Here is a 23,357-nt window from a genome sequence, read left to right as displayed (position 1 = left end):
GGGGGTATGAGAAAAGTGAATAAAGCGTGGGATACTATTATTTGTTTAGGGATAAATACGTTTATACTTGTATTATGGGGATATAAAATGTTAATCGCAAGTGATATACCAGTTGAAGTACCTTTTAATGAGGTTATGGTAATATCATTACTATTAATTTTATTTTTAATTTTATATGGTGTTTATGCGAGAAATACGAATTTATTATTAATAAATTCCTTATTGATACTATTGCCATTATTGCTATGGTTTATATCTATGCAACAGGCATTAACATATAATTATCATAAAAATGATACATTGATTAGTATTATTGGTCTTTCTATAACTATGATTGCTTTTATGCAAATAATTTGTAAAAAAATCAGAAATAGAAATTAGTTCATAACCTTCTTATTATGTGGTGTCTTATATAGCCATATTATTAAACCTTCAAATATATCAAAAGGCCAATAAATGTTGAATGAAAAAATTATAAGAAAATGTTTTAGGGTTGTCTGTAGTATAAAAAATAAATCATAAGGACATAATTTAAAAGCAATTACTCTGAAGGGAAGGATGACCTTATGATGTTCAATAAAGTAGAAATATGTGGAGTAAATACTTCAAAATTGCCTGTATTAAAAGAAAAAGAGAAGAAAGAGTTACTATTAAGGATACAAAATGGCGAGTATGAGTGTAGAGAAAAATTTATTGAAGGGAATTTAAGGTTGGTTTTAAGTGTTATAAAGCGCTTCAATAATAGAGGGGAAAATGTAGATGATTTATTTCAAGTAGGCTGTATTGGATTAATGAAATCCATTGATAATTTTGATTTAAGTCTAAACCTTAGATTTTCAACATATGCAGTCCCTATGATTATAGGGGAAATAAGAAGATACTTAAGAGATAATAACTCTATAAGAGTTAGTAGATCATTAAGGGATATTGCATATAGAGCATTACAAGTTAGAGATAGATTGGTAAATGAAGACAATAAAGAACCAACTATATCTCAAATAGCAAAAGAACTAAATTTACCAAGGGAGGACGTAGTATTTGCACTAGATGCTATACAAGATCCGGTATCTTTATTTCAACCAATTTATCATGATGGTGGAGATGAAATTTATGTAATGGATCAAATTAGCGACAGTAAAAACTCAGATGATAGTTGGCTTGAAAATATATCAATTAATGAGGGAATGAAAAAATTAAAAGATAGAGAAAAGTTAATTTTAAATTTGAGGTTCTTCGATGGAAAAACTCAAATGGAAGTGGCTGATGAAATAGGCATATCACAAGCACAGGTATCTAGAGTTGAAAAAAATGCATTAAAGCACATGAGAAAGTATGTATAGGGTCCCCAAAGTGGGACCCCTTTTTTAATTTTATTTTAACGATACTATCACTTCTATACCTATAAGTAAAAAACAAGTAATAAAGTTTTTTTAAACATCTAATTGTAATTATGTACTCTTTTTATTGATATAATATCAATATAGGCTTAAGGAGGAAATTTAATATGAGGAAAAAAGCATGAAAAATAATGAAAAATACGGAGTTGTTTTAGGCGGTGGCGGTGCCAAAGGAGCATATGAAATAGGAGTTTGGAAAGCTCTAAGTGAATTGGGGATTTATGTGGAGGTAGTTGTAGGAACATCTGTGGGGGCTTTAAATGGAGCTATTATGGTGCAAGGAGATTTTGATATAGCTTATAACATGTGGAATGATTTGACCATGAGTAAAATCATTAATTTTGGACAAGAAAAGAATATATTGACACACAAAAACTTAAGCTTAGTGTCAATTATAAATACCATAAAAAGTTCACTACTATCAGGTGGTATGGATGTCACACCATTAAAAGAACTATTATACACGGTGATTGATGAAAAGAAAATAAGAGAATCAAAAATTGATTTTGGAATTGTTACTTTTTCTTTAACAGATTTTAAACCAATAAATATTTTTATAAAAGATATTCCAGAAGGTAGGCTTATAGAATATTTGCTTGCCAGTTCATGTTTTCCTACGTTCAAACCTCAGATTATTGATGAAAAAAGATATGTAGATGGAGGGATATATGATAATATACCCATTTCACTAATATGCGAGAAAAGTAAAAATATCATCATAGTAGATGTTTCTGGTTTAGGTAGGATAAAGAAGGTTGATACAAGCAATAATAAAATTATCTATATTAAAAATTCAGAATATCTTGGAAGAACACTTCAGTTTAATGAAGAAAGCTCAAAAAACAATATAGAGCTTGGCTATTTTGATACTCTGAGGGCATTTGGCAAGACTATAGGAAAACAGTACTACATTGTAGATACTGAAATTTGTAAGGGGAGCAAGAATAAATTCGCTAATGATTTAGAAGAAAAAGAAATTGAGAAAATATATGCATTTTATGGATCAAATATAAATGAAAGTAATTCAAACATTACAAGTAGCATTAAATTTAGATTATTAAGAAAAATAAGAAAATATATAACAGGTGAATTAAATGGACATAGTGTCATTATATCTATGGCCGAAATATGCTCAGAATGTTTAGGAATACATAGAATACAGATATACAGTTTAGAGCAATTAATTGAGGAAATTATGAAGGAATTTGAAAATTATAAGAAAGCAACATTGGAAACAAATAATATTTTTTCAATAAGTAAAGTGGATAGCCTTAATAAGGCATTGGTATTTTATGAACCAGATTTAAACGAAGTATCCCCCTCTATTATTAAAAAAAGAATTTTAATTGCATTAAGTCAACCTAAATATGCAATAGCAAATTTATTTTTTTCACTATTATTAAATAGAAAATTAGAGGATGCAAAGTTAAAGGAGTTTAAAATCAAGGAAGAAATAGTTAAATAAAGATGCGATGATAATATGTTGTATAAAATTTATAAATATTTAGCTGTAATATTTTAGCGGTATTTCAAAAAGCAAAGAGTGGATTCTAATCTTAAATATGGGATAGAATTCACTCTTAACCTAAGAAATATGACGATTTTTCATCTTGTAATTATTTTATTTTACCTTGCTTTTTTAGAATAGTTTCCATTTGATCTACATATTGTCCAAATTCAGTTAATAGGTTATCTATTGAAGTTGTTTTTGTTGGATCAACTCCTACCTTTTTTAGAGCATCAACAGGATATATAGAAGATCCTGATTTTAAGAAATCCAAATAATTATTAACTGCATTTTTGTCTTTTCCATCAAGTATATTTTTAACTATTTCATTAGAAGCAGCCATAGAAGTGGCATATTTATAAACATAGAAATTGGTATAAAAATGTGGTACTTTAGCCCATCCGACACTTGACTCTTCATCTAGCATATAGCTATCACCATTGTATTTAACTTGTAAATCACCATATATTTTATTTAAAGACTTAGCTGATAAAGGTTCGCCTGCCTCTAATTTTTCATGTGCTATTTTTTCAAATTCTGAGAACATTACTTGAGTGTATACTGTTCCTTTTATATTTTCGATTAATTGGTTTAATAAATATAATTTTTCATCATCATTTTTAGCATTTTTTATCAGATATTTTGTCATTATTAATTCATTAGCAGTTGAAGCTACTTCTGCAGTAAATGTAGGAGTATTTGAGTTTCTATATGTTTGAGCTTTTCCGGCATAAACAGCATTTACAGCATGACCCATCTCATGAGCTGTTGTTGACATTGCATCTAAAGAATCGTTATAGTTTAAAAGTATAAAAGGATGTACTCCATTAAGTCCTAAATTATATCCACCTGTTGTTTTACCTTTTGATTCATAAACATCTAACCATCTACTATCAAAACCTTTTTTTACTATAGATAAATATTCATTTCCAAGTGGTTTTAATCCATCTAAAATCATAGTCTTAGCTTCTTCATAAGGAATTGTTAATTTATAATTACCAACTAATGGAGCATATAAATCATAACCATGAACTTTATCAACATTCATAACTTTTCTTCTTAACTCTATATATTTATGAAGTGGCTTCATGTTATTATTAACAGCTTTAACTAAATTTTCATAAACCTCTGTTGGAATGCTATCTTGTGAAAGAGAAGCTTCAAGGGAAGATTTATATTTCCTAGATTTAGCTAGGAAAATATCCTTCTTAACGGAGGCTAGGTAAACAGAAGTAAAGGTATTTTGAAATTCTTCTGTTATTTTACCATTAGCTTTAAAGGCTGTTTTTCTTAACTCTCTATCTTTACCATCAAGTATGTTTGAATATACGCCTGCGGTTAATTCTAAATCTTTTCCATCTTTATCTTTTATAACTGCTTTTTTCATATCTGCATCTTTTAATTTAGTGAAAATTTCTTGTGGAGAACTAGCAAATTCTGATACATTAGCTAATATATTTTCTTCTGCAGTTGAAAGACTATGGTCCTTTTGTTTTATTAAAACATCTATAAAATGAGCATAATCTTTTAAAATAGGATTTGATACAAGGTTTTTTAATGAATCAGTACTTTGTGCCAATAATTCGGGGGTAAAGAAGGTTACAAGTTGTCCATATTCCCCATAAATACTTTCTGCTTTAGCTTTTAATTCTGTAGCTTCAGTGTCTCCTTGATTTAAATCACCCTTAAATCCAGCATACCAATAAACTTTATCTAAAATACTTGATACTTGGTCATCTAATTTTAAAAACTCAAGCAATTTTTTAGGGTCATTTAGTTTTCCTTTATAATCTTTAAACTTGGGTAAATATTCTTTTTCTAATTTCTCAATATCTTTTTCCCAAGCTTGTACATTTGGATAGACATCAGCTAAGTTCCATTTGTACTTGTCATCAATTTTTTGTGTTGCTGCTGGTGCTGTTACGTCCTGTTTATCTTTTGCATAAGTTGCTGAATGATTTACATTTGTATTTACCTCATTTACATTAACAAATGCAGAAGCATTAATTGATGTAGTCAAAAATATCCCAGCGGCCATACATGATATAATAATTTTCTTTTTTGAGTTTGACATAATATCCTCCCCCACATATTCTTTAAACATGTAAATATAATACATAAATGCAATTATATACTTAGTTTGTATATATTACAAGAGCTATGTAAAAATTCTAAAAAATAGTTTATTTCGAATTCATCATAGTTAAGAGTTCCATGAGAAATTGGAGGGATAAAAATTATCCGTGAAAATAAATGAAGAATAATAACCGTTGGGTAACCCAAATGCTATTATTCTTCATTTATATTATAAAGTCCAAGGTATATTCTGTATTAAGGGTATTGTACTTTTCTACGAGATCTTGTAGTGTGACAGAGTCCATAACTTTATTAATTTGCTCATTAACCTTTTCCCATACCAGGGTGTTTATACAAACTTTTATGGTTTTATCAAGGCCTAAGGCCCCATCATTATCGCCAGTAATACTTAAGTCACCTTCAAGAATTCTTAAAACTTCTCCTACAGTGATTTTTGATGCTTCTTTTGATAGGGTATAACCACCCTGAGAACCTCTTGCACTTTTTACAAGATTAGCCTTTCTAAGTACTGAGAAAACCTGTTCTAGATAATTTTCTGAGATGGCTTGTCTTTCAGCGATAACCTTTAAGGGAATATAGTCTCTCGATGAATTCACAGCGATATCAACCATTGCCCTTAAACCATATCTTCCTTTAGTAGAAATATTCATGGTAATTTAATTCTCCTTATCTATACTAAAATATACATATAATGCATAATGTAATATTTATTCATTAAGCTAAATCATACTATAATGAAAAGAATAAGTCAAATTGTGGCTATCTAAATGCTTATTCTACATAGGATTTTAACATATCTAATTTTTCTATAATTAGCATCTTATTGCCTTTATGGCTTATAATGCCCAAGTCTTCAAATATGCTAAGTTTCCTACTTATAGTTTCCCTTGTGACTCCCACATAGCTTGCCATCTCTTCTTTACTAATAGGCAGTTTAACTTGCAAACCCTCTGAAGTGGGAACGCCATATTTTTCAGCAAATTCTAAAAGCATATATGCTATTCGAATTTCAGCATCATTAGTAGCTAGATTTTGAGCAAGATTTTCAGTTTCACTGAGACGTTTTGTGATTACTTGTAGTAGCTTTAAAGATATTTCAGGATTATTCAGAAGAATTTCATCCATGTTTTGCTTTGTTAGTGTACATATCTTTGTGTCTGATATGGCATAAACATCAAAATTATAGGTTTCATTATTGCTGAAAAGACTCAATTCTCCAAAAAAATCTCCACTAGTTAAGATATGAACAATTTGTTCTTTGCCGTCTTTCGTGAGCTTTGAAATCTTCACTCCACCTTCATTAATTATAAATAAGGTATCAGATTTATCTCCCTGCTGGCACAATACAGATCCTTTTTTGTAAGATTTATGTCCAGTCATATCTACAATTTTTTTTAGTTCCTTATCAGAAAGGAAAGAAAATATTGGTACTTTTTTAGCGCAGATTGAGGTATTACAATTTGTACAATTACACTGCTTCATATATTTATCACCTACCAAATGTATTTTTTAATTTTTGTTTAACTTATTTTATAATATCATCTTTAACTTAAACTGACTAATTATTATTAATAACCACAGTTTATTTTTTTATATTTTGATTTAGATCATATTGAAAAGATATTATGTAAATAAAGATATATTATGGGTAGGTAAGGTTGATAATAGAGAGGTACTATTTCATAAATTTATACTTAATAAGGGAGCACTTATAATAGTTATTTATCAATTAATAAAAAGCTCATGATTTTCATGAGCTTTTATTTAAAGTGATTTATTAATTTTTTGAGACTATATATTTTCGAATTCATTTAATGTTTTTAACTTGTTCTCAACTTTCATTTTCTCAACTCTTATACTATCTAATTGTTGCATTAGTTTTTTGTTTTCTACTTTTAGTGTTTTGCTAGAATTATGTTGAAGGCCACTCTCTGCAAGCTCTAAAGAATATTGTAGTTCTTGTTCAAGCTTATTTTTATAAGTTTCTTCAAATTCTTTTTCTACCTGAGTTAACTCTTCATTTAAAGTAGTTTTCATACTGTCAATAACCTGCCTTGAAACTTCTGATTTGATTTGCTCTTCAGTTCTCATATTAGTTTATCTCCTTATAGTTTATAGTTTTAACGGTTTTATCTATACTACTAGGGTGCTCATTAATTTTTTTAGTATTCTTTTAAATATTTTTATAAAGTAAGGTAAAGAACAGCTATGGATTTAAAGCTGAATACCTATTTAAATTATAGATGTTAGCAGTATAGGATCTACTTTGAAGCAGTTATTTTTTTTGAAAATATCTTACAATAATAATTATCTAAAAGAAAGGTATTAATTTCATAATATAAGGCAAAATAAAGAAAATGAAATTAATAATTTAATCCATATAAATGAAGGGGAGGATTTAGTGAAAAGCGAAGAGTGCATCAAGGTTATTCCGTTAGGTGGCCTCGGAGAAATAGGTAAGAATATAACTGCTTTTGAGTACGAGGACGAAATCATTGTTATAGATTGTGGTATCTCATTTCCTGATGAGGAAATGTATGGTGTGGATTTAGTGATTCCAGATATAACCTATTTAAAAAGTAATGCAGAAAAAGTAAAAGGTATTTTTTTAACTCATGGACATGAAGATCATATAGGAGCATTGCCCTACATTCTAAAACAATTGAATGTACCTGTTTACGGTACTAAGCTAACCCTAGGAATAGTTGAAAATAAGCTAAAAGAGCACAATATATTATCAGATTGTGAACTTCACAATGTAAATGCAGGAGACATAATAGAATTAAAAAATTTCAAAATAGAATTTATAAGGGTCACTCACAGCATAGCAGACTCCTGTGCTATTGCCATTCACTCACCACTTGGCGTCATATTACATACAGGTGATTTCAAAATAGATTTTACTCCCATTGATGGATTAGTCATGGACCTAGAACGTATTTCAAATTTAGGTAAAGAGGGCGTAATGCTTCTTATGGCGGATAGTACAAACGTGGAACGGGAAGGGCATACAATTTCAGAAAAAGCTATAGGAAAGACTTTAACTAGAATAATTTCTAATGCCACTGGAAGAGTTATTGTAGCCACCTTTGCCTCAAATATTCATAGAATGCAACAAATTGCAGATGCTTCTGTAATGAATGATAGAAAAATTGTTTTTAGTGGAAGGAGTATGGAGAACATCTCAAAAGTGGCTATGGACCTAGGATATCTTCATATACTAGAAGAGTACATTATAAGAATGGATGATATGCAAAATTACAATAATAAAAACATTACAATAATAACTACTGGAAGTCAAGGCGAGCCCATGGCAGGTCTTGCAAGAATAGCTTTTTCTACTCATAGGAAAATTACCATTGAGCCAGAGGACTTGTATATTATTTCTGCATCTCCAATTCCAGGCAATGAGAAACTTATATCTAGAGTAATAAACGAGTTATTCAAAAAAGGAGCAGAGGTAATTTATGAGGATTTAGAAGAAGTGCATGTATCCGGCCACGCCTACCAAGAGGAATTAAAATTAATCCATGCCTTAGTTCATCCTAAATACTTTATGCCAGTTCATGGTGAATATAGACATATAAGGCAACATGCTAAATTAGCACAAGGGTTAGGTATGCAGGGTGAAAATATATTTACTATGGAAACAGGGCAGATATTAGAAATTACAGTTGATGAAGCTAAAATAGCAGGGAGAGTACACACGGGAGCTGTATTTGTAGATGGGTTAGGTGTTGGTGACGTTGGAAGTATAGTGCTTAGAGATAGAAAGCACCTAGCAGAAGATGGGATGTTAACAATAGTAGTTACCTTAGAGCGGGAATCTTATAGTATAATTGCAGGACCAGATATAATTACTCGTGGATTCATATATGCAAAGGAATCAGATGAATTGATTAATGAAGTAAAAGAGATTGTAAGGACTGAACTTAATAAATGCTTAGATAATAAAGTCATTGAATGGTATGTATTAAAATCTAACATGAAAAAATCCGTAGAGCGATATTTATACCAAAAAACAAATCGTAGACCAACTATTTTTCCTATTATCATGGAAATTTAAAAAACAGGTGCATCCACATGGCATATAAAAGCTGAGGCTTTAATCTCCTCAGCTTTTAGTATTTTTATTAATAATGAACTCTAACTAACCAAAATTTAATGCTCTTATCGCTCCATCCAAGATCCCAAGGTACTTTATTCCTATCTGAATTATGACAACTAACCAAGGAATATCCTTTTGAATCTGCCCCCGTCACAACAGAAATATGAGTGATGTCATTTTTCTTTTCATAGGCAACGAAATCTCCTGGCAGTAGTTTATAACTAGCCTTGTATACTTTCTCGTAGCTACCATAGGCAATTATCGATGCTCTGCCACTATTTGTCATGTATCTTTTAAATCCATCCGCATTAAGCCAACCTGTTGTTGCACCATTTTTGTCATAGTTCCAAGCAGAATTTTTTCTAAATTTCCCACCTTCAAAAAGAATTTGTGAGGCAAAGTTTGCACAATCACCACCTTGGGGATTATAGTCAACATATTTTTTGTTATACTTATATTCATTTTCAGCTTCACTTGCAGCACCGCAATATTTTTCAGCATATTCTATAGCTGTGACTCTTCTCTTGTGCAGAGTAGAAAAATCTCTTGCAGTTTGAGATAGTATATGGCTTTTTATTGAATCTACCTTAATATTATCTAAGTCTAGTGAATTAGCAAAGGGATCTTTATACCACTCTTTAGAAATCACCAAAGATCCGCCCTTACTCATAAGCTGTAAATTGTGATAGGTTCCGATTCTTGAAATATTTTCTATTTCTGGTTGATCTTCATATATATACTTATATTCTGTGGAACACAATAAATAAACAGAAAAATTATCATTACTACCTTTAATTCTTTTTACAATTACTGTTGGTGTAATATCTATAAACTTAACACCTTGTTTTTCTTCCCAATTATTAATATAATCCATCTTTCGTTTTTCATATTCATAAGCCCAAGTTCCATATTTTGTGTCCATGTTATAAATTGATTTAATTAATTCTAAATCACCGCTTAATATAGCTTTGTTTCTGCTTTGAAAAATTTTTTCTATATGACTCGTAACTTCTTTTTTTTCATCATCTGTTGCAGCGTAGGTAAAGTTAGGAGAGCATAGTTGCACCAATAAAAGAAGTATTATAAATATAAATAATCTGTTTTTGGACCATTGTAGATTTGACCCTTTAAAAAAATTCATAATATTTTACTCCTATTATTTTATTAATGTATCGATTTTTTCTACGACATTTTTTATATCAAGTTGTTTTAATGGTGCACCTTCATACCATAATTTTGTTGAATCCATACTATTTGTAAAATAGCGTGCTTTTAAAATTATTTCAGGCCTATACTCGAAATGTAGGATGTCAAAGTGTGACCATTTACCGCCCCAAACAAAACCGTGGTTCTCAAAGATTTCCACAAGTTCGTTGGCATAGGAGGCTAATCTTTTTTCACCAGCTTCTTTAGAAGCCCATTTCCAATAATCTCTTTTATCACTAGCAAGATCTATAGCAATTCCAAAAGCATGAGGGCTTAACCTACTTGTGCCTGAAATTACCCGGTAATTAAAAGTACCACTGCAAGGCAAAAGGCAGGTTCTCACGTTTGGGTTTCTTTGTGCAAGGGGCATTACTTCTTTCATAACAGCTTGCAGTGAATCGGCTGCACTATTACTTATATTGAATTGATAATTGTTGTAGCCTACCTTAACTTTTGTAAGTCTAGATTCTATATCTTTTTTAGAAGAACCATAAATTTCTGTCAATAACCCATAGGAACGAGTACGACCAGGGTCATAATCTGTTTTCATAATAGTTCTAATAGGTGAAAGGGGATATATTTGTTCTAGGGTATCTTGAAGATCTGGGTTTTCTAGTTTTTCTTGTGAATTTTTTCTTATTCTGTCATCGTACAGGAGTTTCTTTCCAGAGCTAAGTACTAAATATACATATCCATTTTTTTCTTCAATATTTGTAATATATTTAGGATAAGCTATCATTAGACATAGTAGGTCTTGCTTCATTGCCACATTATATATAGTAGTATTTTCCTTAGTGGAAATAGCATTTGCAACAGGGGATATTCTTATATTTATCATGATAAAAAGTAAACTAGTAGCAAAAATTAAAGCAAAGTGTTTTCTCATAACAATAGTATCTCCTTTTCAAAAATACTTTTGCTATATATAATTGCCTATGAATTCTTATTATATGTGTGGATAAAGATGCCACTAGCCATTTATAACCACACCACCATTGACATGGATAGTTTCGCCACTTATATAGGAAGCGCCGTCAGAAGCTAAAAATACATAAGTTTCAGCAAGTTCCACTGGTTGACCTGGTCTTCCCATGGGAGTTTTGCTTCCAAATTTACCAACCTCAATGGCGCTAAATGATGCGGGTATAAGAGGTGTCCATATAGGACCTGGGGCCACTGCATTAACTCGTATTTTTCTACTTGTAAGAGAAAGAGCTAAGGAACGAGTAAAGGTAACTATTGCTCCCTTAGTTGAGGAGTAATCAATTAGTGTTTTATGTCCTTCATAGGCGGTAACTGAAGAAGTATTTATAATTGTAGCACCTTCTTTTAAATGGGGTAATGTAGCTTTTACCATATAAAACATGGCGAAAATATTGGTTTTAAAGGTTTTTTCTAGTTGCTCCACTGTAATATCTTCAATACTATTTTGAGGATGTTGCTCCGCAGCATTGTTCACAAGAATGTCTATTTTGCCAAGCTCATTTATTGTTTTGGTTACAGCCTCATTACAAAAATTATATTCCCCTATATCTCCAGGTATCAAAATACATTTCCTACCTTTTGTTTCAATAAGTTTTTTTGTCTCTAGCGCATCTTCATGCTCATCAAGATATACTATGGCTATATCTGCGCCTTCTCTGGCATAAGACAACGCAACTGCTTTTCCAATACCACTATCACCTCCTGTAATTAAGGCAACTTTATTTACTAATTTGCCAGAACCTACACAATTTGGATTTTCGAAAATAGGTCTTGGATTCATAAGTGACTCGAGTCCCGGCTGTTTATCTTGTTTTTGCTCAGGTACGTTGGTAGGGAAATTAAAGTTTTCATTCATAAAAATGTCTCCTTTTTTTATAGAATATATTTTGTAGCTATAGTTTATGGTAAATCGATATTTATATTCATTTCATCTACAATCTAGTAGAAGAATAGCAAGAAGGGTTGAAATATGTTATAATTAAAAAATATGAGTACAACGAAAATTTAAATTAAAAAAATAATAAAATTAAGTTGATATAAATGAAACAAATTTATTTATACATAAAGACCTATAAAGTCAGAGTTAAAATGAAGATTAATCAGCCTAAATATACTCATATCACTAATAAAGGGTGGTTTCTTAGATGCAATATAATCATGCACGAAAGTTGTTGTTTCCAATTTTCAAGAAGATTCATAACAGGATATCAGTGATTTGCGACATTTAAAGTTCAAGACGACCACTTCCAAAGGAGAAAATAATGTTATTCGAAAACTTAAATCTCATTACGCCAATTAAAAAAGCACTAGAAACTGAAGGTTACGTAGAAGCTACACCTATACAAGAAGCTGCAATTCCTAGTATATTGAGTGGAAAAGACTTTTTAGGCTGTGCTCAAACAGGCACTGGAAAGACAGCAGCCTTTGCTATTCCTATACTTCAAATTCTTTGTGGAAAGCAAAAAGTTATAAAGGGACCTAAAAATATAAAGGCCCTAATCCTGGCACCAACTAGAGAACTGGCAATTCAAATTGGAGAAAGCTTTGATGCCTACGGCAAACATATGAATCTTACTAGTGCAGTTATTTTTGGAGGTGTATCACAAAAAAAACAAACTGATGCATTAAAAGGCGGAGTAGATATTTTAATTGCAACTACTGGTAGACTACTTGACTTAATGCAACAGAAATTTATTAGCATACATCATGTGGAAATGTTTGTACTTGATGAGGCAGATCGTATGCTTGATATGGGATTCTTGCGCGATGTAAAAAAAGTTATAGCGCAACTACCTAAAATCAGACAAACCATGCTATTTTCAGCAACTATGCCACCAGAAATTTCAAAGCTAGTTGATTCTATTCTTGTGAATCCAGTAAAGGTAGCAGTGACACCTGTTTCTTCTACTATTGAAATTATTGAACAATCAGTATATTTTGTGGATAAAAAAGATAAAAAACCTCTACTAATTCATTTGTTGCAAGATAAGTCCATAGTTTCTGCTTTGGTATTCTCAAGAACAAAGCACGGAGCAAACAAAATAACTAAAGATCTCAATAATTCTGGAATAGAGGCTCAAGCTATTCACGGGAATAAATCACAAAGTGCAAGGCAACTTGCCTTGAATAATTTTAAGGCTGGTATTACAAGGGTATTAGTAGCAACAGATATAGCAGCAAGAGGTATAGATGTTGATGAATTATCTCATGTGATCAATTTTGATTTACCCAATATACCAGAAACCTATGTACATAGAATAGGAAGAACTGGCAGGGCAGGACTTGGTGGAGTAGCAATTTCATTTTGTGACGCAGAAGAAAAAGATTTCCTAAAGGATATTCAGAAGGTTATTGCAAAATCAATACCAGTAATAGAGGATCATCCTTATCCTGCAAGTAATTTACCAATAGTAGTTACTAAGGATAACACAAAGAAAGTTTCTACAGGAAAGTCAGGAGCAAATGGTTATGCAAGACGGAATGAAAGAAATCAATCCGGAAGACAGCAACCTAGAAATGCTAGAGCAGCAAGATAAAATAAGATAAAATGCATAAAGCCAATGATTATGTTAAATAATCATTGGCTTTACTAATCCATATTTTAAATTTCATATGGACTTACTTAGTAATCTCCGTTCTTAGCCTTAGCAATACTGCCTACGCTTAAAACCATAAATCTATTGATTAACATAACTAACATCTCCCTTTATAAGTTTAATGTTGGCTAGTTGATTACATTAATAGTATAACCCAGACTTAAAAAGATATACGTAGAAATAAAATATCTTTTAGTAGCAAGTTCTACATTTTTTATTTCACCAGTTATAATAAGGAATTGTTTAGCTTAATAAGCTACTATATAAATAGCACACTTCCATTTATATAGGTAGTATTAGAAGATTATTGGGCTTTGCAGGAATTGTACAAATATGGTAAAATACATTTGTGCAATTATTGAATTAAAGAGTGAAAAGAGGTAGTTACAATGATGGTAGAAGATAATGAGATTTATAACTCTATTGTAATGGAATTTAAATTAAGTAGTGATATTTTAGAAAAAATGAAAAGCCAAGTTGAAGATTTAACTAAAGCTAAAATGGACCTATGCAATCTTTTAAAGATAAGAGTGTTTTCAGATGAAGATTTAAATGTATATGAAAAAGAGTTTATTAGAAATATAGATATAAATAAATCAAAGATAAAAGGCTTTGAGAAAAGACAAATAGAGCTGAAAGATAAGATTATACAGCACAAACAGGAGATTAAGGTAATTAAGGTCAATATGAATAAGTTAGAAAATAAAATAATACAAGAGCGAAGACAAAGTAAAAAATATAATGAAGCCCTTAGAATTTTTCTTAAAAGAGAAAAGTTTAAATCTATTAAGAAAATACTTTTTAGTAGCTATAGAAGGGTATTTTTGAGATATTCTAATGAGATGAGTATAAAAACTAAAATCATGCAATGTAATAAAATAAAGGAAAAAATTAGACAAGAAAAACAATATGATAACAATAGTATAAGTAAATATAAGAGAAAAATAATTGCAGATAAAGTGTCCTTAGCAAGAATGAGAAAGTGCATTATAAATATGGAAAAAGGCATTGATTTTTTTCTTATAAGGATTCAGAGTTTAGGGGAGTATAAAGAAATTGAAAAAAAATTTATAATAGAAGCTAATCATTACAAAAAATCAAGACATCTTTAAAAAAATAACTAGTTTAAATGCTAGTCTATTTTTTTAGATGCCAATATAAACTTTTCTATTTTAATGCCATTTGGAACACTTTATTAACAATATTTTTAGAGGTAGCTCCCTCGTGAATTTTAACTCCGTCTACATAGTAGGTAGGCACATAATAATAGGTGTATTGTTTTGCTATATCAGGTTGAAGTTCTTCATCAATTATTTTAATTTCAATGTCAGCATATTCTGGATTTAGTTTTTTTATATCATCCATCCAAGCAAGTGCTTTTTTGCAATATGGACACCATTCAGTTACAAACATAATTACAGGTTTCATTTAATATCACCACCAAACTTTTTAAATAATATATATATTATTTTATATATAAATATTATACACTATTTTTCGCATTCTTCACCTATTATAATAATTATTTATAGAAATCAGTTAAATGATTTGCTATAATGAAATAGTTAAAAATAAATAAAAGAAATGAAGGAGAACCTTGAATGCAAACAGTTAAACAGTTATTTCAGAGAGAAACAGTAATAAAAATAATATTATTACTATCATTAGTATTATTTGCATATTTAATAAGATCTATTTTTAATTTGGTTTTATTAACTTTTATGATTACTTATTTAGCTAATAGTTTACAGTGTTTATTGGTTAAGCAAATCAATAAAGTTATAAAAGTAAATCCAGCTCTTATTACCATAATTATTTATATGTTTATGGCTGCAACTATAGTTCTTCTACTAGTTAAGTATATACCAATTGCTATTTCCGAAAGTATACTTATTTTGGATAAGTTGGAGTATATTAAATTTCCTAAAACTACTAGTGGGGTAATGGTTTATTTAACGCCAATATTAGAGCAAATTGACATAGCTAGTTATGCAAAATCTGGTATCCAAAGTATTATGTTTTTTGTAACTGATTTTGGAAAATGGAGCTTGAATTTTTTTATGGCACTTTTAATAAGCTTCATATTTATATTAGAGAAAGGTAGTATCTTAAAATTTGTATATAAGTTTAAAGAGAGTAAAATATCAGTGGAATATAACTACCTTAGCTATTTTGGTAATAATTTTTTAAATTCTTTTGGTAAAGTAATACAGGCTCAAATAATGATAGCTATTACAAACACAGTATTATCAATTATTGGACTTACTATAATGGGATTTCCTCAATTATTAGCTCTTGCCTTTATGATATTTATTTTAAGTCTTGTACCAGTAGCTGGAGTATTTATTTCATTAATCCCACTATGTTTAATTGCTTTTAAGATAGGTGGGCTAATTAAAGTAGTTTTTGTGCTTATTATGATTTTTATAATTCATGCTATTGAAAGTTATGTTTTAAACCCAAAGCTTATGTCTGATACCACACATCTCCCAATATTTTTTACTTTTGTTACATTAATAGTGTCAGAACATTTTATGGGCATTTGGGGTCTACTTCTTGGAATACCAATATTCATATTTTTATTAGATATAATTGGCGTAGATTTAAGCGAGAAAAAATCACACTAAAATTGAATAAAAATAGAAAACATATAAACGACTTTAGCAGATTTAAGGAAGGCAGTGATTTTGTGACAACAGAAAATATGGAATCTATATTAAAATGTCCTGTTTGCAATTTATGTCTAAAAAAACATGAAAAACAATACATATGTACAAATAATCATAGTTATGATATAGCAAGCAAAGGATATATTAATCTTTTACTTGCTAATCAAAAGAACACAAAAGAGCCTGGAGACAGTAAAGAAATGATGGAAGGTCGGAGAGACTTTTTAAATAAAGGTTATTATCACACTTTTTCTGAAAAATTAAGCGAGGTAATAATATCAAATATAAGTGGAAATACTGTAAATATACTTGATGCTGGTTGTGGAGAAGGGTATTTTTTATGGAGATTAAAGGAAGCTATATATAGCAGTGAACCTAAGATTACCCAAAATAGTATGATTAATTTTTTTGGTGTAGATATTTCGAAAGCAGCAGTTACTTATGCAACTAAAAGAGATAAAAAAATAAACTTTATAGTTGGAAGTAATTTTAACTTACCTATAATGACAAACACCATAGATATTATCATCAGAAACTTTGCACCTTCTGATGAGACTGAGCTTAAGAGGGTTCTAGTGGATAACGGCAAGTTAATTGTTGTAACACCTGGGATTCAACATTTATATGGGTTAAAAGAAATATTATATGTAAATCCTAGAGAACATGAAGAAAAAGAAATATCCTTTGAGGGATTTAAGTTAATCCACAGAGCAGAAGTTAAATACGATATTCATATAGACGATGGGGAGCATGTAAAAAATCTTATTGCAATGACTCCTTATTATTGGACTTTTGATAATTGTATGAGAGAAAAAGCCAGTGGCACTTCTAAACTTTCAACCTTGCTCCATTTTAATATTAATGTATATGAAAAGTGTTAATAATATACTAAAATCATAAAGCATATTATATTAATTAGGGGGAAATCATGAATCTTAAAAAAGAAGACTTCTTAAAGAAAACTCATATTACAGAAAATGATATTATTAAAAATGAAATAGATTGGGCGGTATTAAATGAAATATACACTGACTTTGATAGCTATAGGAGTAGTTATGAGAGTCAGGCTGGATTTATTGCAGATACTCTAAGAACACATAAAAAAATACATTCAGTAAAGTCTAGAGTTAAAGAATCGGATAGGTTAATAGAGAAGATAATTAGAAAGACACCAGGGCGAAAAGAAAAATATGGTGCAGAATTTCAATTTTCCATGGAAAACTATAAAGAAGAAATAAATGATTTAATAGGGGTTAGGGCAATACATATTTTTAAAGAAGATTGGGAAGATATACACAATTTTATTTATAGTACTTGGAAAGTAATTGAAATAACTGCCAATGTTCGTGAAGGTGATGATACTAAAAGGTTTGATGAATTAAATATTCAAATTCATTCTAGAAAATCAGGCTACCGTTCTGTTCACTATTTGATAGAATTTTTTCCAACCAGCCAAAAGGTTATAGCAGAGATTCAGGTGAGAACAATATTTGAAGAAGGCTATGGTGAAATCGACCATCAGTTAAGATATTCACATAAGGAAATTCCAGAAGTGCTAGCACTTAATCTACTATTATTTAATCGTATAGCAGGTAGTTCCGATGAAATGGCTTCTCTAATAAATCTACTAAATAAAAATTGGACTGAAATGGAAGCAAAATACGAAAAGATAATAGCGCTAAAGGATAAAGAAATAAATGAACTCAAAGGAGAATAATAAAATAATGAAGGAGGAATGTAATGAAAAAAATATTTAATGCAATATTGAAAGGCATTGTGAGCAGTATTAATAGGTTCCCACAAACTGTTGGTATATCAACGGCGTGTGTTATACTTCTCATTTATATATCAGAAGTAATAGCAGGAACAAGTGGTGATTTTATAGAAACCCTCCGTAGGATAACTATGATTGTTGCTCTTGGAATTCCGCTTTCATTATGTATTAACCTTTTTTTTGAAGGCTTAGAAACCTACAAGAAGGTATCGCTGTACGCTTCTTATTTAGGAGGTGCTGTTTTACTAATCTTCTATTATTACTTCTTCCTAAAGGATATAGGGATGCTTGACATGGTTTCAATGTCAAGATATATTGCCTTTAGCCTTATTCTATATTTAATTTTTCTTTTCATATCATATTTACCAAATCGAGAAAACTTTGAGATTTTTGCTGTAAGAGTTTTTACTAGATTTTTCACTACAGTTTTATACTCCCTAGTTTTATATCTTGGACTTGCGGCCATTCTTTTTACAATTGATAGACTTCTAGGAATTAATATTAAAGGTGAGCTTTACTATTACGCTTTTCTTATTGTCGTTGGTATATTCGCGCCAGCATTTTTTCTTGCAGGTCTTCCTACAAAAAATGAAATATTATCTTTAAAGGATTATTCGCGGCTTTTAAATGTACTTGTGCTATACATCATAATGCCACTTATTTCAATATATACAATAATACTATATATCTATTTCGGGAAAATAATTATTACAAGGCAATGGCCAGAGGGTCTTGTATCTCATTTGGTGCTTTGGTATTCTGTGATAAGTTCAGCGGTGCTATTTTTTATATCACCCTTACTTCATGAAAAGACCTGGCCCAAAAGATATATGAAGTATTTTCCAAAGGCAATCTTTCCATTAATAGTCATGATGTTCATCTCTATAGGAATAAGAATTAATGCATATGGAGTAACTGAAAATAGATACTTTGTTGTAGCGCTTGGTATATGGGCATTTTTAGTTATGATTTACTTTGCAACTACAAAAAAACTAAGAAATATAATGCTTCCACTATCACTTGCAGTAATAACATTTATATCTGTATTTGGGCCTTTTAGTAGCTACTCAGTTTCAAAATACAGTCAAAATAAGAGGTTAGCTAAGATATTCATTGCAAACAATATGATTAAAGATAGCAATGTAATTAAAGCAAGTGCTGTGGTTTCTTCTGAGGATTCAAGACAAATATCTAGTATTCTTAATTACTTTGATAGAAATCACAGTCTAAAAGATATTAAGGGATTGCCACTAGACTTTAAAATATCTGATATGGAAAGGATAATGGGCGTAAAATACACTGATGAATATAATACAGGTAACAATGGATATTTTTATTTTAATTCCTTAGGTGCACTAAAACCAATTGATATAAAAGGATATGACTATTTGTTTGATTCAAGAAATTCTAGGCAACAGAGCGCAAGTAGCTCAGACTTTAGCATATATTTTGATTATGAATCAAGCGTTTTAAAGATGGCTCAAGATGGAAAAGATATTTATGCAAAAGATTTAATGGATTTTGCAACTAAGCTTATGGATAAATATGGAATTAACCCGAAAAATCAAGCTACAACTCAAGAGGAAATGCTCTTTGAAGATGAAAATAGCAAAGTGAAAATTAAGATTCAATTCTCTAATCTATCAGGAAAGAAGAATACTTCAAGTGGTAAAATAGAATCAAAGAATTTTGAATTTTATGTTCTTGTGAAATTAAAATAAACAATTGGGTGTGGGATTATCCTGAGTAATTGAATAATATTATAAATTATTAATAGGATATATAAGCAGGAATTTTAAAGGGGGTTTTTGTATGAAGTTTTATATTCGAGAAAAAATATTTTCAATAGGTGACAAATTTAGCATTCAGGATGCTTCAGGTAATGATGTGTTCAATGTAGAAGGAAAGTTTTTTTCTATAGGAAATAAGCTGAAAATTTATGATGTGAATAACAACGAGATTGTTTATATTGAGCAAAAGTTATTTAAATTACTTCCTGAATACAATATATACTTAAACGGAAACTATGCTGCAAGAGTGAAAAAAGAATTTACTTTCTTTAGCAATAGGTTTGATATAGATAGCAACATGGGGAACTATGAAATTGAAGGGGATTTTCTTGCTCATGATTTTTCCATTACAAAGAATAGTAGCACGGTTGCACAAGTAAACAAAAAATGGTTATCTTGGGGAGATACTTATGAGATTAATATAAATGAACAGGAAAATTATGCATTTATATTAGCAATGGTAATTGTAGTAGATCAAGTATTACATGATAACAAAAGCAAAAATAATGGATAATTACTATTAAAATACTGGATTTTCTAATAAAATTTTATTAATTTGAGTAGAAATGATTTATTCATACTCTTTAAGATGTTATAATGTATTAGAAATAAGAGATTAGAGGTGCATATATGACTAATGATGAGATATATAAACGTATAATGATTATGGCTAGTGTTAAAGCTGCAAAAAGCTTTGTTAAAACTTGTGAGATAAGTAAGGGCGACTTAAGTAAGCTTTGCAAGAGATATAACATATTTGTAGAAGGTAAAGCTACTAAGGAAGACATAATTGATAGATTTGTAAATGAAACACTTGGCATAAAATTAAGAAATAAGGTAATCAACAAATACAATATTAGGTAAAAATTATTTATTTAATAATAACAATTTAATATAGGGAGGATGATATATTTTCATTGTATCATTCTCCCTATATTTTGGTTATAATGCTAAATAGAAAGCCATCCGCTATAATATCTAAATGATAAAATGTATAAATAACTTTCTTTAATAAAATAATACCTATGAGGTGAAAATAATGAAGTTGTTTATACCAGATATTGCATATATAGACCCTAAAATTCTAAAATACCCTGCTGGGGAAAAAGCTATAGAATATTTAGAAAGCTTGAATATTCCCATAGTTAATTCTAAAAAAGTAGTAATCGATTGTGAAACTCCTGAGGAAAATTATGCTATGGCTAAAAAGACTGTTCTTTTTACAACAAATGGCCAAAAGAAATTGGTAAGTTGCAGACCATCAGCAGACTATCAATTTTCATTATCAAGTTCCTGCCCTGCCAATTGTGAATATTGTTATCTTCAGACAACTCAAGGTGAAAAACCTTTTATGAAAATTTTTTTAAATATGGATGAAATTTTGGAAGTTATTCAAAGCTATATAAATAAGAACATGCCCAACATTACTTCCTTTGAATGTGCAAGTATAACAGATCCCATTGCCCTTGAACACTTAAGTGGAAACTTAAAAAGATGCATAGAATATTTTGGAGAGAGTTCCAATGGCAGATTGAGATTGGTTACTAAATTTGATGATGTTGATCCATTTTTAAAGCTAAAACATAACAAGCACACAAAGTTTAGATTCACATTAAATTCCCGTTATGTAATAAATAACTTCGAACATAATACTTCCAGTTTTTATGAGAGAATAAAAGCAGTTAAAAAAATTGCTCGTGCCGGATATCCTATAGGATTCATAATAGCCCCAATTATGATATATGATAATTGGAAAGAAGAGTATAAGGAATTATTTGACACATTGAAAATAGCATTACAGGGTTATAAGGGCGAAATAAGTTTTGAACTTATTCAACATAGATTTACTAAAGCAGCAAAGGAACTGATAGTTCAAAGATTTAAGAATACTGCGCTTAACCTAAATGAAGAAAATAGGCAATTAAAATGGGGGCCTTATGGAAAATTTAAGTATGTATATAAGAAACTAGATAGTGAGGATATGAATAATTATATATCAAAACTGATAAATAGTAATTTTGACAGGGCAATAATTGAATATTTTACCTAATACTTACTATCAAGAAAAAATAAATATTGTTAATCCCTAGCAAATATGATAATATGTGAATAAGCTAAATTATTAGAAAATTCGTGAAAATCATTAAAGGTATTTCTACAATTGGAATTGAAAAATAATATGGTAATAAAAAATTTCGGGGGGGGATAATAACTAATAATTGTTATTTACTCTATAGAAATAAAAAGGAGGAATATTTATGGATAAATATGTTTGTACAGTATGCGGTTACATTTATGACCCAGCAGTAGGTGATGATGAAGGTGGAATTAAACCAGGAACTAAGTTTGAAGATATTCCTGAAGATTGGGTTTGTCCACTATGTGGAGTTAGTAAATCAGAGTTTGAAAAAGTATAATAGAAAAAATAAATTAGCATAAAGATATATATCTTTATGCTAATTTATTTTTTCTATTATAGATATATCTATTATCTTACTAATAATTGAAGAATATATGTAACTAAAAGTGCAATTTCAAAGGTTCTATTGAAATTCCTCTTTGTACCACTTGTAAAAAATCCTCTCTAGAAATATAAACTGCGCCTAAGCTTTCCAAATGATTTGTATGAACTTGGCAGTCAATCACAATAAACCCCTTTGCTTCTAATACCTTGCTAAGCGTAATAAAGGCAGCCTTAGAGGCATTATCCATAGTTGAAAACATAGATTCACCAAAAAAACATTTTCCAATACACACACCATATAATCCGCCAACTAATTTATCATCATAAAAGGCTTCTACAGAATGTGCGAAGCCAAGTTCATGTAGCTTGCAGTAAGCCTCTATCATTTCATTTGTAATCCATGTACCTGTTTCTTTTCTCATATTAGAACAGCTGGATATAACATCTCTAAAACAAGTATCAAAGGAAACTCTATAGGTGTTATTTTTAAGTGTTTTTTTCATAGAATGAGAAATTCTAATATCTTTTGGATAAAGAATAAATCTTGGATCTGGTGACCACCAAAGTATGGGCTCCTCCTCTGAAAACCATGGAAATATTCCATTAGAATAGGCAAGGAGTAATCTTTCTGGGGATAGATCTCCTTCTAGAGCCAAAAGTCCATCCTCCTCTGCAAAAGATGGGTCAGGGAATGCTAAATCATTTGATAATCTGTAAATTGGCATTATATGCTCCTTTCATTGCATTTGAAAATCAATTAACAA

General features: G+C 30.0%; 23 protein-coding genes. 14 read left to right on the top strand and 9 right to left on the bottom strand.

The window, feature by feature from the left end; translation table 11 throughout:
- The first annotated feature begins 15 nt into the window (after positions 1–15).
- The 3 genes from G9F71_RS15490 to G9F71_RS15480 all read left to right on the top strand — a co-directional run bounded on the left by G9F71_RS15490 (position 16) and on the right by G9F71_RS15480 (position 2,862).
- Positions 16–381, top strand: a complete 366-nt coding sequence (locus G9F71_RS15490) for a hypothetical protein (protein ID WP_164950220.1) — start codon at positions 16–18, stop codon at positions 379–381.
- A 185-nt stretch (positions 382–566) separates the two neighbouring features.
- The gene (sigG, locus tag G9F71_RS15485; RefSeq protein WP_124999171.1) at positions 567–1,340 is read left to right on the top strand and encodes an RNA polymerase sporulation sigma factor SigG; all 774 of its coding nucleotides are present in this window, start codon (positions 567–569) and stop codon (positions 1,338–1,340) included.
- Positions 1,341–1,518: 178 nt separating this feature from the next.
- Positions 1,519–2,862, top strand: coding sequence for a patatin-like phospholipase family protein (locus G9F71_RS15480; RefSeq protein ID WP_164950221.1), 1,344 nt, complete (start codon positions 1,519–1,521; stop codon positions 2,860–2,862).
- Between the two features lie 151 nt (positions 2,863–3,013).
- Here G9F71_RS15480 and pepF read toward each other — a convergent pair whose 3' ends face one another.
- The 4 genes from pepF to G9F71_RS15460 all read right to left on the bottom strand — a co-directional run bounded on the left by pepF (position 3,014) and on the right by G9F71_RS15460 (position 7,092).
- Positions 3,014–4,978 (bottom strand): oligoendopeptidase F, encoded by a 1,965-nt coding sequence (gene pepF / locus G9F71_RS15475; RefSeq protein WP_164950222.1) that lies wholly within the window; start codon positions 4,976–4,978, stop codon positions 3,014–3,016.
- 226 nt (positions 4,979–5,204) lie between these two features.
- Positions 5,205–5,651, bottom strand: a complete 447-nt coding sequence (locus G9F71_RS15470; protein ID WP_164950223.1) for an RrF2 family transcriptional regulator — start codon at positions 5,649–5,651, stop codon at positions 5,205–5,207.
- A gap of 121 nt (positions 5,652–5,772) precedes the next feature.
- Complete coding sequence (locus G9F71_RS15465; protein ID WP_164950224.1) at positions 5,773–6,483, bottom strand: Crp/Fnr family transcriptional regulator; 711 nt, start codon at positions 6,481–6,483, stop codon at positions 5,773–5,775.
- 309 nt (positions 6,484–6,792) lie between these two features.
- The gene (locus tag G9F71_RS15460; RefSeq protein WP_124999181.1) at positions 6,793–7,092 is read right to left on the bottom strand and encodes a hypothetical protein; all 300 of its coding nucleotides are present in this window, start codon (positions 7,090–7,092) and stop codon (positions 6,793–6,795) included.
- Between the two features lie 310 nt (positions 7,093–7,402).
- Here G9F71_RS15460 and G9F71_RS15455 point away from each other — a divergent pair, with 310 nt between their 5' ends.
- Positions 7,403–9,067 (top strand): ribonuclease J, encoded by a 1,665-nt coding sequence (locus tag G9F71_RS15455; RefSeq protein WP_164950225.1) that lies wholly within the window; start codon positions 7,403–7,405, stop codon positions 9,065–9,067.
- A gap of 67 nt (positions 9,068–9,134) precedes the next feature.
- On the opposite strand, the gene G9F71_RS15450 is transcribed toward G9F71_RS15455, so the two are convergent.
- From G9F71_RS15450 to G9F71_RS15440, 3 genes are all read right to left on the bottom strand, one after another.
- Complete coding sequence (locus G9F71_RS15450; protein ID WP_164950226.1) at positions 9,135–10,250, bottom strand: amidase domain-containing protein; 1,116 nt, start codon at positions 10,248–10,250, stop codon at positions 9,135–9,137.
- 15 nt (positions 10,251–10,265) lie between these two features.
- Positions 10,266–11,201, bottom strand: coding sequence for a M15 family metallopeptidase (locus G9F71_RS15445; RefSeq protein WP_164950227.1), 936 nt, complete (start codon positions 11,199–11,201; stop codon positions 10,266–10,268).
- Between the two features lie 84 nt (positions 11,202–11,285).
- On the bottom strand, positions 11,286–12,155 hold the full coding sequence (locus G9F71_RS15440; RefSeq protein WP_164950228.1) for an SDR family oxidoreductase: 870 nt from the start codon (positions 12,153–12,155) through the stop codon (positions 11,286–11,288).
- A gap of 406 nt (positions 12,156–12,561) precedes the next feature.
- On the opposite strand from G9F71_RS15440, the gene G9F71_RS15435 reads away from it, so the two are divergent.
- Entirely contained in the window at positions 12,562–13,836 is a 1,275-nt protein-coding gene (locus G9F71_RS15435; RefSeq protein ID WP_124999191.1) for a DEAD/DEAH box helicase, read from the top strand.
- 449 nt (positions 13,837–14,285) lie between these two features.
- Positions 14,286–15,008 carry a hypothetical protein gene (locus G9F71_RS15430; protein ID WP_164950229.1) on the top strand — a complete coding sequence of 241 codons (723 nt, stop codon included), beginning with the start codon at positions 14,286–14,288 and terminating at the stop codon, positions 15,006–15,008.
- A gap of 55 nt (positions 15,009–15,063) precedes the next feature.
- Here the strand turns inward: G9F71_RS15430 and G9F71_RS15425 are convergent, their stop codons facing one another.
- On the bottom strand, positions 15,064–15,324 hold the full coding sequence (locus G9F71_RS15425; RefSeq protein WP_164950230.1) for a glutaredoxin family protein: 261 nt from the start codon (positions 15,322–15,324) through the stop codon (positions 15,064–15,066).
- A 173-nt stretch (positions 15,325–15,497) separates the two neighbouring features.
- On the opposite strand from G9F71_RS15425, the gene G9F71_RS15420 reads away from it, so the two are divergent.
- The 8 genes from G9F71_RS15420 (at position 15,498) to rd (ending at position 22,546) form a co-directional block, all read left to right on the top strand.
- Positions 15,498–16,523 carry an AI-2E family transporter gene (locus G9F71_RS15420; protein ID WP_164950231.1) on the top strand — a complete coding sequence of 342 codons (1,026 nt, stop codon included), beginning with the start codon at positions 15,498–15,500 and terminating at the stop codon, positions 16,521–16,523.
- A gap of 2 nt (positions 16,524–16,525) precedes the next feature.
- Complete coding sequence (locus G9F71_RS15415; RefSeq protein WP_164950232.1) at positions 16,526–17,446, top strand: putative RNA methyltransferase; 921 nt, start codon at positions 16,526–16,528, stop codon at positions 17,444–17,446.
- A gap of 47 nt (positions 17,447–17,493) precedes the next feature.
- Positions 17,494–18,282 (top strand): RelA/SpoT domain-containing protein, encoded by a 789-nt coding sequence (locus G9F71_RS15410; protein ID WP_164943898.1) that lies wholly within the window; start codon positions 17,494–17,496, stop codon positions 18,280–18,282.
- Between the two features lie 23 nt (positions 18,283–18,305).
- Positions 18,306–20,060 (top strand): DUF4153 domain-containing protein, encoded by a 1,755-nt coding sequence (locus G9F71_RS15405; RefSeq protein WP_164950233.1) that lies wholly within the window; start codon positions 18,306–18,308, stop codon positions 20,058–20,060.
- Positions 20,061–20,151: 91 nt separating this feature from the next.
- A complete protein-coding gene (locus G9F71_RS15400; RefSeq protein WP_164950234.1) occupies positions 20,152–20,643 on the top strand; it encodes an LURP-one-related/scramblase family protein in 492 nt (163 codons plus the stop codon).
- Positions 20,644–20,759: 116 nt separating this feature from the next.
- Complete coding sequence (locus G9F71_RS15395; protein WP_124999212.1) at positions 20,760–20,993, top strand: hypothetical protein; 234 nt, start codon at positions 20,760–20,762, stop codon at positions 20,991–20,993.
- Between the two features lie 175 nt (positions 20,994–21,168).
- A complete protein-coding gene (gene splB / locus G9F71_RS15390; protein ID WP_164950235.1) occupies positions 21,169–22,179 on the top strand; it encodes a spore photoproduct lyase in 1,011 nt (336 codons plus the stop codon).
- Between the two features lie 208 nt (positions 22,180–22,387).
- Positions 22,388–22,546 (top strand): rubredoxin, encoded by a 159-nt coding sequence (gene rd, locus G9F71_RS15385; RefSeq protein WP_124999217.1) that lies wholly within the window; start codon positions 22,388–22,390, stop codon positions 22,544–22,546.
- Between the two features lie 103 nt (positions 22,547–22,649).
- Here rd and aat read toward each other — a convergent pair whose 3' ends face one another.
- The gene (gene aat, locus G9F71_RS15380; protein ID WP_164950236.1) at positions 22,650–23,318 is read right to left on the bottom strand and encodes a leucyl/phenylalanyl-tRNA--protein transferase; all 669 of its coding nucleotides are present in this window, start codon (positions 23,316–23,318) and stop codon (positions 22,650–22,652) included.
- Positions 23,319–23,357 lie beyond the last annotated feature (39 nt).

This window comes from Clostridium sp. FP2, assembly GCF_011065955.2.
In the GTDB taxonomy this organism is placed as follows: domain Bacteria; phylum Bacillota; class Clostridia; order Clostridiales; family Clostridiaceae; genus Clostridium_AD; species Clostridium_AD tagluense.
The sequence above is the reverse complement of the archived record's forward strand: the minus strand, read 5'-3'. Positions and strand labels throughout refer to the sequence as shown.